Origin of the sequence: Ensifer sp. LC163 (genome assembly GCF_001695855.1) — a bacterium.
Classification (GTDB): Bacteria; Pseudomonadota; Alphaproteobacteria; order Rhizobiales; family Rhizobiaceae; genus Ensifer.
Genome location: NZ_MBSS01000018.1, coordinates 21,208 through 36,461 on the forward strand (window position 1 = coordinate 21,208; position 15,254 = coordinate 36,461).

11 protein-coding genes are annotated in these 15,254 nt (G+C 61.4%); all 11 read right to left on the reverse strand.

The window, feature by feature from the left end; all coding sequences use genetic code 11:
* Nucleotides 1-5 precede the first annotated feature (5 nt).
* The 11 genes from BC360_RS16535 to BC360_RS16585 all read right to left on the reverse strand — a co-directional run bounded on the left by BC360_RS16535 (nt 6) and on the right by BC360_RS16585 (nt 15,195).
* The gene (locus tag BC360_RS16535; protein WP_065795980.1) at nt 6-1,727 is read right to left on the reverse strand and encodes a beta-fructofuranosidase; all 1,722 of its coding nucleotides are present in this window, start codon (nt 1,725-1,727) and stop codon (nt 6-8) included.
* Between the two features lie 3 nt (nt 1,728-1,730).
* Nucleotides 1,731-2,624, reverse strand: coding sequence for a carbohydrate ABC transporter permease (locus tag BC360_RS16540; protein WP_065795981.1), 894 nt, complete (start codon nt 2,622-2,624; stop codon nt 1,731-1,733).
* Complete coding sequence (locus tag BC360_RS16545; protein WP_065795982.1) at nt 2,617-3,552, reverse strand: carbohydrate ABC transporter permease; 936 nt, start codon at nt 3,550-3,552, stop codon at nt 2,617-2,619. Before BC360_RS16545 ends, BC360_RS16540 begins: the two co-directional genes overlap by 8 nt.
* A gap of 94 nt (nt 3,553-3,646) precedes the next feature.
* Complete coding sequence (locus tag BC360_RS16550; RefSeq protein WP_065796038.1) at nt 3,647-4,939, reverse strand: ABC transporter substrate-binding protein; 1,293 nt, start codon at nt 4,937-4,939, stop codon at nt 3,647-3,649.
* 42 nt (nt 4,940-4,981) lie between these two features.
* A complete protein-coding gene (locus tag BC360_RS16555) occupies nt 4,982-5,986 on the reverse strand; it encodes a LacI family DNA-binding transcriptional regulator (RefSeq protein ID WP_065782095.1) in 1,005 nt (334 codons plus the stop codon).
* Nucleotides 5,987-6,216: 230 nt separating this feature from the next.
* Nucleotides 6,217-7,587: an alpha-glucosidase/alpha-galactosidase gene (locus tag BC360_RS16560; RefSeq protein ID WP_065795983.1), complete on the reverse strand. Its 1,371-nt coding sequence runs from the start codon at nt 7,585-7,587 to the stop codon at nt 6,217-6,219.
* A gap of 17 nt (nt 7,588-7,604) precedes the next feature.
* Nucleotides 7,605-9,275, reverse strand: coding sequence for an ABC transporter ATP-binding protein (locus BC360_RS16565; protein WP_065782091.1), 1,671 nt, complete (start codon nt 9,273-9,275; stop codon nt 7,605-7,607).
* A gap of 10 nt (nt 9,276-9,285) precedes the next feature.
* On the reverse strand, nt 9,286-10,407 hold the full coding sequence (locus BC360_RS16570; RefSeq protein WP_065795984.1) for an ABC transporter permease: 1,122 nt from the start codon (nt 10,405-10,407) through the stop codon (nt 9,286-9,288).
* Nucleotides 10,404-11,417 carry an ABC transporter permease gene (locus BC360_RS16575; protein WP_065782087.1) on the reverse strand — a complete coding sequence of 338 codons (1,014 nt, stop codon included), beginning with the start codon at nt 11,415-11,417 and terminating at the stop codon, nt 10,404-10,406. The genes BC360_RS16570 and BC360_RS16575 overlap by 4 nt, the downstream gene beginning before the upstream one ends.
* Before the next feature lie 77 nt (nt 11,418-11,494).
* A complete protein-coding gene (locus tag BC360_RS16580) occupies nt 11,495-13,573 on the reverse strand; it encodes an ABC transporter substrate-binding protein (protein WP_139110077.1) in 2,079 nt (692 codons plus the stop codon).
* A gap of 149 nt (nt 13,574-13,722) precedes the next feature.
* Complete coding sequence (locus tag BC360_RS16585; protein ID WP_065795986.1) at nt 13,723-15,195, reverse strand: alpha-glucosidase/alpha-galactosidase; 1,473 nt, start codon at nt 15,193-15,195, stop codon at nt 13,723-13,725.
* Nucleotides 15,196-15,254: the final 59 nt, after the last annotated feature.

The window sequence follows — 15,254 nt, forward strand, 5'->3', positions numbered from 1 at the left end:
CGCAATCAGAGTTCGAGTTGCCAGATCGTGGCGGCGGCAATGTTGCCCGCCGGCGCTGACAGGCGTGCCGAGCGCACGCCGGTGAAGCCTGGCAACCGTTTCGTCCCCGTCCAGCGGCCGTTGTCTGCGAAGACCTCAATGGAGCCGACATCGAGGAAGATACGCAGCGTCGACGGCTTCGCACCGACGGCGATGTAGCGCGGCGTCTCCTTGCCGTTCGGCGGGTCGTAGTGGATGACCAGGCCCTCCGGGCCGAGCTGCACGCCGAGGCCGACGGCCGGATGATCAAGCTCGAGATGAAACGCCGCACCCGGCGCCGCGAGTTCGATGATGATCTCGACCGCCCCGTTACCGAGGCTGACAGGCTCCTGCCCCTTGAGTTTGCTGTCATCGATCAGGTCCCGGCGCAGCGTCGCGACTGTTTCGACCGGGGGCGTCAGCAGTGCGCCCTGCTGCAGCAGCAGCTGGCGAGGCAGCGTCATTGCCGTTGGAAAGTCGATCTTTTTTGAGACCTCGGTCCAGTTTGCAAGCCAGGCGATGCCGACCGGCCCGGATCGATCCACGAATGCCTGGAAAGCATAGGCGTCGGTTGCGAAATCCAGCTCCTGCTCGAACTCCTTGACGAACGTGCGGCCATCGAAGCGGCCGACAGTTGCAGCCGTGATGTTCCGGCGCCCCGATTTCGGGTCGCGGCTTGTCAGCAACCCGAAGATGAGAGCCCAGCGCGTTTCCGGATCCTCGGCCGGCCCGTCAAGCGGCACGATGCAAGGGCACTCTGCCGCCGTCATCCCGAACCGGTCCTCCCGGTGCAGAATGCCGATGAAGGTCCAGTCTGAGGCGCCGTCCGGATCGCCGCTTTCATAGAGCAAAACGACGCCGCCGGCCCGGTCGCGGCTGCCGATCAGCATCTGCCAACGACCGTCCGGGCCCTTGAAGACATAGGGATCGCGGAAGTCGAGCGTCAAGTCGAGACCAGCCGGTCGCTCAGGAAGAATGATCTCTTCGGCGCCAGCCGTGATCTGGTCCCGCGACACGGCCGTCAATTGGATCTGCTCCTCGGGCTCCCGATCCTTGACCTGCTCGGTGAAGAAGACCCGGATACCGGGTTCACTTGGCGATAGCGGAATTGCCGAGCCCGAAAACGCCCCGCCGCGACCATCGGCGCGCACCGAAAGGTCCGCCGAGGGAAACAGGAAGATCGGCAGGTGTCGCCAATGAACGTAGTCGTCAGATACCGCATGGCCCCAATGCATGGTGTTCCAGCGCAGGCTGTGCGGATAGTGCTGGTAGAACAGATGGACATGATCGCCGAAGCGGCCAAATCCGTTTGGATCGTTCATCCATCCGAAGGGGGGACGGAAATGATAGCTGCCGGCGACTGTCGGCGCTGCATTTTCCCGACTGCTGTGTAGGATCCGGACGCCTTTGGCAAGGACATCCCGCTGCTGAAAGGCATAGGCAACGGAGACTGCCGTTGTGGTCGGGTCATAGGCGAGGACGGTTCGACCGCCCTCCTCCAGCTGCAGGCTGCGCTGCTCGAACTCGTCAGCGTTGGAAACCACAAGACGGCTGATCTCGTGGCCGGCCACGGACGCCGAGATCTCGGCCGGTGCTCCTGCCCGTGTCGCCTTCAGCCAGATGTGGATCGTGGTCGCATCCGCAAGGACGGCGCTGATCGTCTCGATTTCTCCGGCTTGAGCGGGAGCTGTATTTGCATGCGTTGTCATTGATCAACCTTTCACGGCCGAGCCAACGAAGGAACTGACGAACCAGCGCTGGAAGGCAAGATAGAGGGCGAGGATCGGCAGCATCATCAATACGGACGCAGCCATGGCGCGATCCCAATAGATGCTGTCCTGACCGAAGAACGTGGCGATCGCGACGGCGATCGGCCGTGCGTAATCGGTCTGGGTGACGAGGATCGGCCAGAGATACTGGTTCCAGCTCTCGATCCCCATCAGGATCGAAACGGTGGCAAGTGCCGGGAGGCTGAGCGGCAGGAAAATCGACCGGTAGATGCGGAAGATGGATGCGCCGTCGATCTGCGCCGCTTCGACGAGTTCCTTCGGAAGCTGCGCGAAGAACTGGTAGAAGAGGAAGATATAGAGCGGGCTGGCGATCCAGGGCACGATCTGCACCGCGAATGTATCTGTCATGCCGGCGCGCGACACCATGATGACGAGCGGCATGATGATGCTTTCCTGTGGGATCACGTAGAGAGCAATAACCAGCGACAGGATCAGTGCGCGCCCACGCACGGAGCCCCAGGCAAGAACGAATCCTGCCATGGAATTGACGATCAGGCCCGAACCGACCGTCAGCGCGAGGATGATCAGCGAGTTCAGTAGATAGCGTCCGAAGGCGAGCTCGCCGGAGAAATTGCCGACCTCCGCGAAATTGGCGAATGTCGGATCGGACACCCAGAACGCCCTGAAGCTCCCCATGTCGGCCAGGATCTGAAAACGATCGTCCTTCAGGCTGGCGATCAGCAGCATGAACAAGGGCGACACGATGACGAGCGCGATGACAAGGATGCAGGCCGTCTGGACGATGCGCAGCGAACCGACGGCCGAGTGGGTGCGCGTCATCTGCGCCTGCGGTGTGGAGATTGCAATATCAGACATCGAAACGCCTCAGAAGTTGACGCTGAAGCAGCGCGATAACGAGAACGATGAGAAAGAGAATGACCGATACGGCCGAGGCATAACCGAGCTTCTGCTCCTCGAAGCCGGAGCGGACCATGTAATGGACCACCGTCTCCGTGCTGCTCTTCGGGCCGCCCTGGGTCAGGATGGCAACCTGCGTATAGAGCTTGAACGCCTGGATTGTCGTGATGACCAGCACGAAGACATGGGTCGGCCGCAAGCCCGGCATTGTCACATGCCAGAAGCGCTGCAGCGCGTTTGCGCCATCGATCCTTGCTGCGTCGTAGAGTTCGTCCGGTATAGATTGGAGACCGGCGAGATAGACGATCATCTGGAAGCCATAGGCCTGCCAGGCCGATAGCAGCACGATCGAGAACATCGCCCAGTTGGGGTCCCCGAGCCAGTCGATTGGTTCAATTGTTCCGCCCGACAGAAAGCCGATCACCTGGTTGAAGGGTCCGGTTGGGTACTGAAACAGCGTTCCCCAGATGACGCAGACGACGACCATCGACGTGATCGCAGGCAGGAAAAACAGCCCGCGAAAGAGATTTCGGAACGGCATCTTCTGGTGCAGCAGCAGCGCGGTGGCAAATGCCAGGCCGCATTGCACCGGCAGGATCCAGAAGGTAAAGCGCGAGACGTTCCAGAGCGATGTCCAGAACAGATCATCTCTAAAGATACGCAGGAAGTTGCCGAAGCCGACAAAGCGGATCGGCGTTGGCCGCGGCACCAGCGGCTGGTTGGTCATCGCCGTCCAGAACGACAGTAGGAACGGGACGATCAGGAAAATCGTCAGCAGCGCCACCGCGGGCGCAAGCATGCCGATCTCCTGAAACAGCCGGCTCTTGTCCCGGCGCCAGGCGGGACGCGCTGCAACCGCCGGCTGGGCTGATTGTTGCAATGTCATACTCTCCTCCTCCCTGCATCAATAGGCGGGACCGGTAACGGGCCCGATGGCGGTAGATCTTTTGTGGCCGTCATCGGGGCCCGTCTTCGATTGTTTATTGCTGCTCGTCGAAAGGCGGGTAGCCGTCGTTTTCCTCGATGTCCTCATCGATCTTGGCTGCCGCCGCAGACAATGCCGACTTGGCGTCGCCGCCATTGAAGATCTCATCCACAGCCTGCATGAAGGCAGACGTGATGACGGGATAGGCAGGGTGCGGGGGACGCGCGACGGCGGTCTTGGACGCCTGTTCGAACGCGACGGCGAGCGGACCGCCGGTGTCGTACAGGGGCGATGCCGCCGCGAAGCTCTTCAAGCCAGGATAGCCGGAATCGGCCGTCGCATAATCGCGATAAAGCTTGTCCTTCAGCATGAAGCTGACGAACTTGCCGGCGATATCCGGATGCTCGGAGGCCGTGGTAATGCCCCAGATCCAGGTACCGTTGGGGCTTGCGCCCTTCGGTCCGAACTTCGGCAGCGGCATGACGACGATGTCGTCCTTCATCGAAGCGGCTGCTTCCGCATAGAACCAATGGCCGCCGAGCGCGAGCGCGGCCGGATGGCCTTCGGCGAAGAACTGGTTGGTGCCCGAGGATTGTGGCACGACCCAGCCGTTTTTGACCCAGGTCTGCATCATCGTCAGGGCTTTGACGCACGCGTTGCTGTCGAGGGCGCCGGTCGATTTCCAGGTCGTGCGATCGATCAGGTCGCAGCCTGCCGACTGCAGGATCGGGCCGTAGGCATAGGTGATCCATTCGGTCTTGATGCCGTAGCCGCGAAACGTGTCGATCGGCCACTTGACGCCATCGACCTTGGCGAGTTTTTCGAGATAACCTTCAAATTCTTCTTGCGTCCAGGCATCATCCACCGCCTTCGGGATGCGGGCGCCGATCGCTTCCAGATACTTCCTGTTGCCGTAGAGCACGACCGAGGAATCGGTCAGGCCGATCGCATAGAGATCCTTGTCGATCGGATAGGTGCCCTGGGCGATGTTCGATGCGGTCATGTCATCGAGCACATCCTGATCGACCAGAGGCTTGATCGGCTGCAGATAACCGGACCAGACATAGTTGGCGAGGAAAGGCGCATCGAGCTCCATGACGTCAGGCAGTTGCTTGGACATAACCGCGGCGCTGAATTTTTCATTGTAGGCATCGTGCGGCGCGTAGATCAGCTCGACATCCACATCCGGATTGGCCGCCTCGAAACGTTTGGCGACCTCGCCATAGGTCGAAACCCAGCCCGGATCGCCTTGGTGCATGACATGCAGGACGGTTTTCGCCTCGGCGCTCACGCCCGTAGCCGCAAGGGCCACCGACGCCATCAACATTGAAAGTAAACGTTTACCCATCATTGTCACTCCTCCTCCACAGGGTTTGGTCTTTCAGTATGATCAGACGGATGAGCGCTCCACCAACTGGAACGCGAGTTTGCGCACCTCGCCGGGGGCGGCATTTTCTGCAAGCAGAATGTCTGCCGCCAGGCGGCCCATGGCACGGTGCGGCAGGGCCATGGTCGTCAACGGTGGATCGAGCCTGGAAGCAATGTCCACCTGATTGTCGAAGCTTGCGACGGCAACGTCATCCGGAATCTGCGCGCCGACCCGTCGCAGCGCTGCGTAGACTTCCATCGCGACACGGTCGTTACCGCAAAGGATAGCATCCGGACGCTCCGGGCCATCCATCAGCGCGGTTACATGTGAAAGGACAAGGCTATGGGCCCGGTCGCTGTAGATCGCCCGCCGGACCGCCGGCAGCACGCGGGCACGACCTGCGTCAAGCCCTGCTTCCTCAAGCGCACGCCGGAACCCGGCTTCACGCAACTCTCCCGCCAAAAGCCCCGGCAGGTTGATGAAGGCAATATTCCGGCGGCCAGCCTCGATCAGATAGCTGGTGATCTCGTGGGCCGCGCCGATCTCGTCCGGCACCAGCGACGTCACCTTGTCATTGGCCTCGCGGCAATTGATCATCACGCCGACCGTCTCTGCGAACTCCGCCGGCAGCGATACCGTCTTGTGATACATCGCCGCGTAGGCAATTGCGCGTGGGCGGAAGCGGCGCACTTCCTCAAGCACGGAGGCCACATCGCGACCGCCGCCGAGCGTCATGGCAAAGACCGCCATGTCGGCGGCGCGGGCGGCACCATCCAGTCCACGGATGATCTCGGTGGCAAACGGCGAGGTGATCAGGTCGTCGGCGACGACGCCAATCAGCGGCATCCACCCCTGCCGCATGCCACGCGCGGCGAGGTTGGTGACGTAACCCAGCTCCTCGGCGATCTCCTTGATGCGCAGTCGCGTTTGTTCCGACATCCGCGCCGAACCGCCGTGCAACGCACCCGAAACGGTCTTGATGGATACGCCGGCGCGTTCCGCAATGTCGCTCAACGAAGTTGTCACGGGCAGCCTTTGGGTTAACGGTTACCCATCTCTACCCAATCGGTATCCTCGAGTCAATCCTCGGCGTTGAATGACCTGCAGCAAGGCTCGTGAAAAGACAATCATCCCCTCCCCTGCCCCGGCAAGACATGTCCGCACATTTCTTGTCGGCGCGGCAGGTAAACGAACAAAGGAAAACCCCGAAACTGGGAGGTTCCGGGGCTTCCTCGCCGCGCGGCCGGGAGAAAAAGCTACGCGGCGTGAACTTTCTTGGCACTTCGCGCCCATTCCGGGATCCAGTTGCCGTGCGCGGCGAGCAGGTCGTCGGTAAGGGACCAGATCTGGTCGAGATCGAGCTCGGCGGCGGTGTGGGGATCCATCATCGCTGCATGATAGAGGTGCTCGCGGTTCTCGGTCATCATGGCGGCGACCGTCAGTTCCTGCACGTTGATATTGGTGCGGATCAGTGCGGTGAGCTGCGGCGGGAGATCGCCGATAAAAGTTGGCTGTATGCCGTTCTCGTCGACGAGGCACGGCACTTCCGCCGCGCAATTGTCGGGCAGAGAGGTGATGCAGCCATTGTTGCGCAGGTTGCCGTAGATGACCGAGGGCTCGCCCGTCCAGACGGAATTCATGATCGAGGAGGCATATTCCTTCGATGGCTTGACCTCGATCTTGTCGGTAGATCGATAGGCGGCCGCCTGCCCCTTCCACCGCTCGACCTGCTCGATGCAGCGCTTGGGATATTCGTCGAGCGGGATGCCGAATTTCTCGATCAGATCGTCGCGGCCTTCCTTGATGAAGTAGGGCGTATATTCGGCGAAGTGTTCCGAGCTTTCGGTGACGAAATACCCGAGCCGGGTCATCATCTCATACCGCACCTTGTTCGGGCAGCGCGGGTTCCAGCCGGGCTTGGGCGCGCGACCCTCGCGGTAGGCGCGCAGAAGATCGGGGTAGAGGTTGCGGTAGGATCCATCCGGCTGGCGGTGCTCGAACTTGAGGAAGAACGCCATGTGATTGATGCCGGCCGAGCGGTAGCGGATCTCCTCGTAAGGGATGTTCAGATCCTCGGCGAGCTCCATCGCCGTGCCCTGAACCGAGTGGCAGAGACCGACCTGCTTGATATGAGGGTACTTCTCGGCGATTGCCCAGGTGTTGATCGCCATCGGGTTGACGTATTGAAGCAGGATCGCCTCGGGGCAGACCTCGGTCATATCGGCGCAGATGCTCCACAGATGCGGCACCGTGCGCAGGCCGCGCATGATGCCGCCAACGCCAAGCGTGTCGGCGATCGTCTGACGCAGGCCGTACTTCTTCGGCACCTCGAAATCCGTGACCGTGCACGGCTCGTAGCCGCCGATCTGGAACGCGACGACAACGAAATCGGCGCCGTCGAGAGCCTTGCGCTGGTTGGCGTGCAGCTCGATGGTCGCTTTGACGCCGAGCGTCGAGATCAGCTTACGGACGACGACCTCGCTTTCCTCAAGTCGCTGCGGATTGATGTCCATCAGCGCGATGCGTGCGCCCGACAGGGCCGGACGCTGCAGCACGTCGCCGATGATGTTCTTCATGAACACGGTCGATCCGGCGCCGATGAAGGTGATCTTGGGTTGTCTCGTCATGAAATGCCTCTTTTTTGCTAGGCAGCCACTTCGAACGCGGCTCTGACGAGCCGTTCCGTGTAGGCGGTCTTGGGATGGGAAAGAACGTCTTCGACCGGCCCCTCTTCAACGATCTTGCCGTGCTGCATCACCACCACCCGGTGGCAAAGTGCGCGCACGACCTTCAGATCGTGGGAGATGAAGAGATAGCTCAGTCCCTTCTCGTCCTGCAGCTTGCGCAGCAGTTCGATGATCTGTGCCTGAACCGAGAGATCGAGCGCCGAGGTCGGTTCGTCGAGCAAGATGAACTCGGGCTCCAACGCGATCGCCCGGGCGATCGCGATACGCTGGCGCTGGCCGCCTGAAAACTCGTGCGGGAAACGCGACAGGATATTGTTCGGCAGGCCGGCACTGTTCAACGCGTCGCGGACCCGCTCCAGCCGCTCGCTGCGGGTGGCGCCGAGCCTGTTGACGATCAGCCCTTCCTCGATGATCTGGCCGACCGACATGCGCGGATTGAGCGAGGAGAACGGATCCTGAAAGACGATCTGCATGCGCGAGCGCAACGGCCGCATTTCGTCGCGGCTCTTGTTCTGGATCGGCTCGCCGTCGAACAGGATCTCGCCGCCTTCGGCTCTCAGCAGCTTGACCAGAGCCTGACCGAACGTCGTCTTGCCCGAGCCGGATTCGCCAACGAGGCCCAATGTCTCGTGCCGGTGGAGCTTCAGGCTCAGGCTGTCGACCGCGACCAGCTCCTTGAGCTGCGGCTTGAAGAAACCGCCCGCCCGCAACATGAAGGAAACACGGACCGAGCGGCCTTCCAGAATGGCAGCCGAATCCGGCGGCATCGGGTTGGCGATGCCCTTCGGCTCGGAATTGAGCAGATGGCGGGTGTAGGGGTGCTGCGGGTTTTCAAACAGCGCCGCGGTGGTGTTGTGCTCTTTAACCTCGCCGTTCTGCATGACGTAGACGTAGTCGGAGAACTGCCTGACGACGGTCAGGTCATGCGTGATCAGGATCACCGCCATGCCGAGCGTCTTCTGCAGATCGCGGATGAGGTTGAGGATCTGCGCCTGGACGGTGACGTCGAGTGCCGTCGTCGGCTCGTCGGCAATCAAGACATCGGGATTGTTGGCGAGCGCCATGGCGATCATGATGCGCTGCCGCTGGCCGCCCGACAGCTGGTGCGGGTACTGGTTGAGGCGCGCTTCCGGATCGGGGATCTGGACCTGGCGCAAAAGCTCCAGCGTCCGCTCAATTGCCTGCTTGCGGCTCAGTTTCTGATGCACCCGGATTGCCTCGATGATCTGGGCGCCGATGGTGTAGACCGGATTGAGCGAGCTCATCGGCTCCTGGAAGATCATCGAGATGCGGTTTCCACGGAGCGCCCGGCGCTGACGATCGGAAAGCTTCAGGACATTCCTGCCGTCATAATCGATGCTGGAACGCTCCGACACGCTTGCGCGCTTGGTGAGCAAGCCCATGACGGTGCGGGCCGTGACCGATTTTCCCGAACCGGATTCGCCGACCACCGCGATCGTTTCGCCGCGATAGAGCTGGAAGGAGACATCCTTCACGGCATCGACCAGGCCGCCCTCGACCTTGAACTTTACCGCGACATGACGTGCGTCGATGATCGGGGAGCCGATGGCGGCGGCGTGATCGTGCCGCTGTTCGGGGGCAAGCAAGTTCAAATCCATAAGTGCCATTTGCGCCTCCTCAATAGGGGTCGACGGCGTCGCGCAGGCCATCGCCCAGCGCGTTGAACGCAAAGACGGTGATCAGCACGAAGGCGACGGGCGACAGGATCCAGGGATAGGACCCGATGACGGAATAGGTGGCGGTGTCCTGGAGCATCAGCCCCCAGGACATCAGCGGCGGCTTGACCGCGAAACCGAGGAAGCCGAGGAACGATTCCAGGAGGACCACGTTCGGGATCGCCAGTGTGACGGCAACGATCACGTGGCTCATGACGTTGGGAAAGATGTGCTGGAAGATGATGCGGCGATCGGTGGCGCCGATCGCGATGGCCGCCCGCACATAATCTATTCTGGCGAGTGCCAGCGTCTTGCCCCGCACCTCGCGCGACATCTGCGCCCAGCCGAGTGCCGACATGACGAAGATGACGAAGGCAAGGAAGACGTTGGTCGGTGCCGTCACGGGGATCAGCGACGTCAGCGCCAGGTAGAGCGGCAATTGCGGGAAGGCCAGCACCAGCTCGACGAAACGCTGCATCCAGACATCGAAGCGTCCGCCGAAGTAACCGGACACCATGCCGATCGTGGTGCCGACGACGGTGACGATGAACACCACCGTCAATGCGATCATCAGGGAGACGCGAGAGCCGTGGAAGATGCGCGACAGCACATCGCGGCCGAACTTGTCGGTGCCGAGGAAATTCACCGGCGTGCCGTCGACGGCGCCGAAGAAATGTCGGTCGGTCGGCAAGAGGCCGAAGAGCCGGTAGCTGAAGCCCTTGACGAAGAAGCCGAGGTCCTTCGGATTGGCATAATCCGGCCCGACGATCGGCTGGAAGGTGATCGGGTCGAGCTCGGTGCCCTCGCCGACCTGGTAGGTGCGCGGCCAGACGAGCCTGCCGTCCTGATCGGTGATGCTGATCCTCTGCGGCGGCGCGAAGGCGACGCCGGTGAGCTTCGGATCGACGGGGGAGAAAAACTCCGCGAAGATCGTCATGACCAACAGGAGGCAGACGAGAATGAGGCCGGCCATGCCGGTCCAGGAGCGCTTGAGGCGGCGCCAGACGAGCGCCAGATAGGTTTCGTTGCCGTGATGAGGCGCCGGAATGGGAGCGGCGATGATGTCTTGAACGTCGGCCTTCATGCGTGTGCACCTCCGCCAAGACGCACCCGCGGGTCGAGCATTGCCAGGAGCAGGTCGGCTATGATGTTGCCGATAATGAGCGTTGCCGACAACACCAGCATGAAGGTGGCTGTGACATAGACGTCGCCGACCCACATGGATCCCACGATCGCCGGGCCGACGGTCGGCAGGGCGAAGATGATCGCCGTCTCGATTTCGCCAGTCAGCATGTAGGGCAGAACGACACCCTGATACATGACCAGCGGGTGCAGCGCATTCGGCACGGCATGGCGCATGATGACGGCACCCTCCGAAAGCCCTTTGGCACGGGCGGTCTCGACATATTGGGCGTTGAGCGTATCGAGCAGATTACCCCGCATCACGCGCATGTTGTAGGCGAGGCCGCCGAAGGTGGCGATGGCGATCACCGGCCAGACATGCGTCAGGAGGTCGACGAACTTGTCCCAGGACCAGGGCGCGCCGCCGTAGCGGGCGGAATGGAAACTGTTGATCTCGGTCACGTTGAAATGGAAGACCAGGACATAGACGATGATCAGTGCCATCAGGAAACGTGGCACCGTCATGCCCAGAAAGGAAATGCCCGACAGCAGGCTGTCGATCCAGGAATATTGCCGCGTGGCAGCCAGGATGCCGAAGGTGATGCCGATGATCGATGCGAGGATGTGGCACACGAGCGCCAGAGCCAGCGTGCGCGGCAGCCGTTCGCCGACCACATCCGCCACCGGCTTGTTGTAGAACAGGCTATGGCCGAAGTCGCCGCGCGTCAGGATGCCCGTGATCCAATTGACGTACTGCACCGGCATCGGTTTATCGAGGCCGTTGGCGATCTTGTAGGCCTGGGCCTGGGCGTCGGCTTCCTCAAAGGAGGCGCCGCCCTGGTTGATCAGTTGCGAACGGATATAGTCGCTGTAGTCGCCCGGCGGCGCCTGAATGATCGCAAACGTGACGACGCTCAGCACGAAGAGTACGGGTATGGCGGATGCGATGCGCACAAGCAGAAATCGGAACATGGCTGTTAGCTTCTCTTGTGTGTTTAAGGGATCGTTCCGGCCACGATCGGCTGCGGCCGGAACGAACTCTGTGAGGGTCAGTTGATGGGGCCGCCTTCACCCGGCTTGCCCGGCAACTGCTCGGGGAACAATTCATAGTCCCCCTGCTTGTCGGCAGCGACGAAGACCCTTTCCCGGATGATCGTGTCCTCCGCCCAGTTGAACATGAAGATCGGGGCGCCGCTCGGAATGTTGGAGAAGCGCTTGTTGATGACCAGAGCGCCCGGATACTCCGTCAGGCCGACCGTATCGACATTGCTCGTCGACACCTTCTGATACTGCTTCATCAGGTCTGCCCGCTCGTCATTGTCATTGCTGGCGATGAACTTGTTGACGATATCGACGAGCTCTTGTTCGAACGGCATCAGATCAAGCGCGCCGCTCTCCGGCACGCGGTGATGCCAGCTGGTGCGCGGGCCGGTGGCCGCAAGCTGGGGCGTGTTCTGCACGACGGAGGACAATTCGGCTCCGTTGCGATGAACCATCCAGTCGAAGCGGCCGGCATAGTTCGTTGCGTCCCGCTGCTTGCCGTCCAGCGAGTTCAGGACGATGCGAAGCCCGAGCTTTTCCATTTGCCCGACCACCCCTTCGGCGAGGTTCTTGTCGGTATTGTAGTCGGAGGTCACGAGTAGCACGATCTCGACATCCTTGCCGCCCAGCTTGTCGGCGGGGTAGTTGACGAAGCCGTTGCCGTCCGTGTCCTTCAAGCCGGCCTTTTCGAGCAGTGCCTTGGCGCCTTCGAGATCAAAGGGATAGTAGACCGTCGACTGGCGATCGTAAAAGCTGGTGCCGGACGACAGCCCGCCGGGATAGATCGCGGTGAAAGGCCCTTTGACGAGTGACTCCCCAAGCTTCTTGCGGTCGATCGCCATTGTCACGGCCTTGCGGAAATCCGCGTTGCGATTGAGTTCGCGCACGGCCTTCGCGCGTTCATCCGGATCACCCCAACCGTTACCGGAAAAGTTCATGTGAAGATTGTAGCCGATCAGGCGAGCGCCGAAGGCAAGGCGTGCGGGTGCGGTCTCCGATGCCGCGCGCTTCAACGATTCGACGAAGTTTTCCGGCTGCTCGAGGTTGGAGAAGTCGCCTGACCCGGCGATCGCCTGCACATCCCGGTCGGCCCAGGTCGACAGCTTGTAGTGCATCTCGTTGATGTAGGGCAGCTGGTTGCCCGCCTCGTCGACCTTCCAGTAGTAGGGATTACGACGCAGCACGATGATGTCGTCGGAGCGATACTCGACCGGCACCCACGCGCCCATAACAGGCGTGTTCATGTATTCCGGCGGAAAGCCGTTCTTGTATTGGTCGTAGGTCATATCCTTGTTGTATTTCGGGTGCTTGGTCTTGAGGATATGCGCCGGCCCCGGGCAGAAGGTGCCATAGGCCATGGAATAGAGATGCTGGCGCGGGAACGCCTCCTTGAAGGTCCATTCGACGGTGTTGGCGTCGATGGCCCTCAGCGTCGTGCCCTCCCCGAAGGTTTCCGGCGTCGCTCCATTGAGCGGGGAGACGTTCGGATCGACGACGTTGTCCTCCCAGTAGAACATCACGTCTTCCGACGAAAACGGAACGCCGTCCGACCATTTGGCGCCCTCAATCAGATGCATGGTCAGCTTGTGCCCGTCCGGCGACCACTCCCAGCTTTTCGCTAGGTTCGGCAAGGGTTCCATATCCTTCGCCTCGACCTGAAAAAGCGGCGCGGTGCGGGTCAGGCATTCGAATATTTCGATATCGATGCCGCCCCAGCCTTGCGTCTGCCCGGCCGAATAGTTCCAGCCTTCCGGACGCCCGCCGACGACGTGGCGCATCGTGTCGCCATAGACGCCAATACCGTCAGCCATGTTCCCCGTCTTGAAGACCAGTGGTTCCTTTGGCAGGCGCTCGGCCACCGGCGGCAGCTTGCCGGTTTTCACGAATTTCTCCGTGACCCATTCTGGCTCGCGATATTCCGGCAGCGCCTTGTATTCAAGGATGGAATCGCGTGGCACATAGGTAATCTTGCCCTGTGCGGGGAATGGCGGTTGTTCGGGCACAACAGTTGGCTCCGAGGCCCAGGCCTGCAGGGCAAAGCCCGATACGCCGAGCATCAAGGCCGCTCGCAGTCTAAGATAGCGCATTGCGTTCATCGTTTCTCTCTCCCTCATGCTTCACGCCGGTCCGAAACGGCACGGCTTGCTCCTCAAGCATTTCCTTCATCCGAAGACGCGCATGGGATCCGCGGGGGGCTCTCCCATGGTGCCGCATCCCCTGCCCTCGCCTCGGCCGGTCAGCCGGCCGCGCGCAATTTCGTCGCGTCCATCTCGGCGCGCAATTCCTCGATCGATCGGATTTCGCGGCGGGCAACACCCTTCCACTCGCGGGTCCTGACCGTTGCCTTGCTCAGACGCTCCCTGGCGGCAGGTATTGCGTCGGCGTATTGGGGAAGCCACTCCGCCTGGGCGACGACCATCTCGTCGACCATCTGCCAAACCTCTTCGGGCGTGCAGACGGCCCCGACCAGGGGATCGTGCAGGACTGCAAGCTTCAGAAGGTCGATATCGCCGGAGATCGCCGCATGGACCGACATGCGCTGGACGTTGATCGATGAGATGCAGGTGGCGGCACAAGCCTCGGGAAGCGTGATGCCCGCGACCATGTTGATGCCGAAGCGGTCGACGAAACCTGGCGATTCAATGATCGCATCCGACGGCAGGTTGGTGATCACGCCGTTGTTCTTCACATTGAAGTGGCCGCGGTAGACGCGCCCGGTCTCGAGCGCCTCGAGGATATGGCTGGCGTGCTCGTTGGAGCGGCGGGTCGGGTCGATCGGCTTGGCGGCGGCTTCGAGGAACTGTGGGAACTCGGTCTCAAACCAGTTGCGGGTTTCGGTCGAGTGACGCAGATAGCCGCCGGTCTCACCATGGATCCAATCCGACATGTCGATCCAGCGGGCCACTTCTTCGGGCCGTTTGCGGTACCAGGGCAGGTACTCCGACAGGTGGCCGTTGCTCTCGGTCGAATAGACGCCGAACCGCTTGAGCACGTCGATGCGCAGCTTTTCCTGGGCGGAGAAAACTGGGTGCGCCTCGAAGGCTGCAACCAGTTCGTCCTTGCCGATCCTGCGGCCGCGCAGCCTGACGTCGACGAACCAGGTCTGGTGATTGATGCCCGAGCAGATGAAGTCGAGATCGCCCTCCTTCGCGCCAAGGATCTCGGCGATCTGCTCGCCGCCGTGTTGGACGCCATGGCAAAGGCCGATCGTGTCGACCTTGCCGTACTCGATCGCCGCCCAGGTGTTCATCGCCATCGGATTGGCATAGTTGAGGAATTTCGCGCCCGGTTCGGCCAGTTCGCGGATATCCCTGCAGAAATCCAGGATCACCGGAATGTTGCGCTGCCCATAGAGAATGCCGCCGGCGCAGATCGTATCGCCGACGCACTGGTCAACGCCGTATTTCAGCGGGATCTGGATATCGTCGGCATAGGCGCTGAGCCCGCCGACCCGCACGCAGCTGATGATGTAGCGCGCGCCTGCGATTGCCTCGCGGCGGTCAGTCGTTGCCGTGACCTTGGTCGGCAAGTTGTTCGCCTCGATAACTTTGTCGAGGATCGATTTGATCATGTCGAGATTGTGCGCGCTCAAGTCAGTGAGCGCGAATTCGACGTCGTGGAACTCCGGAACGCAAAGAATATCGGTAAAGAGCTTCTTGGTGAAACCGACGCTGCCGGCGCCAATGATGGCAATCTTGAAGTTGCTCATGCTGTCCTCGTCGCTGTTCGTTCGGCCGCGTGAAGGGGAGTGGGTAAAATTGGTGCGCC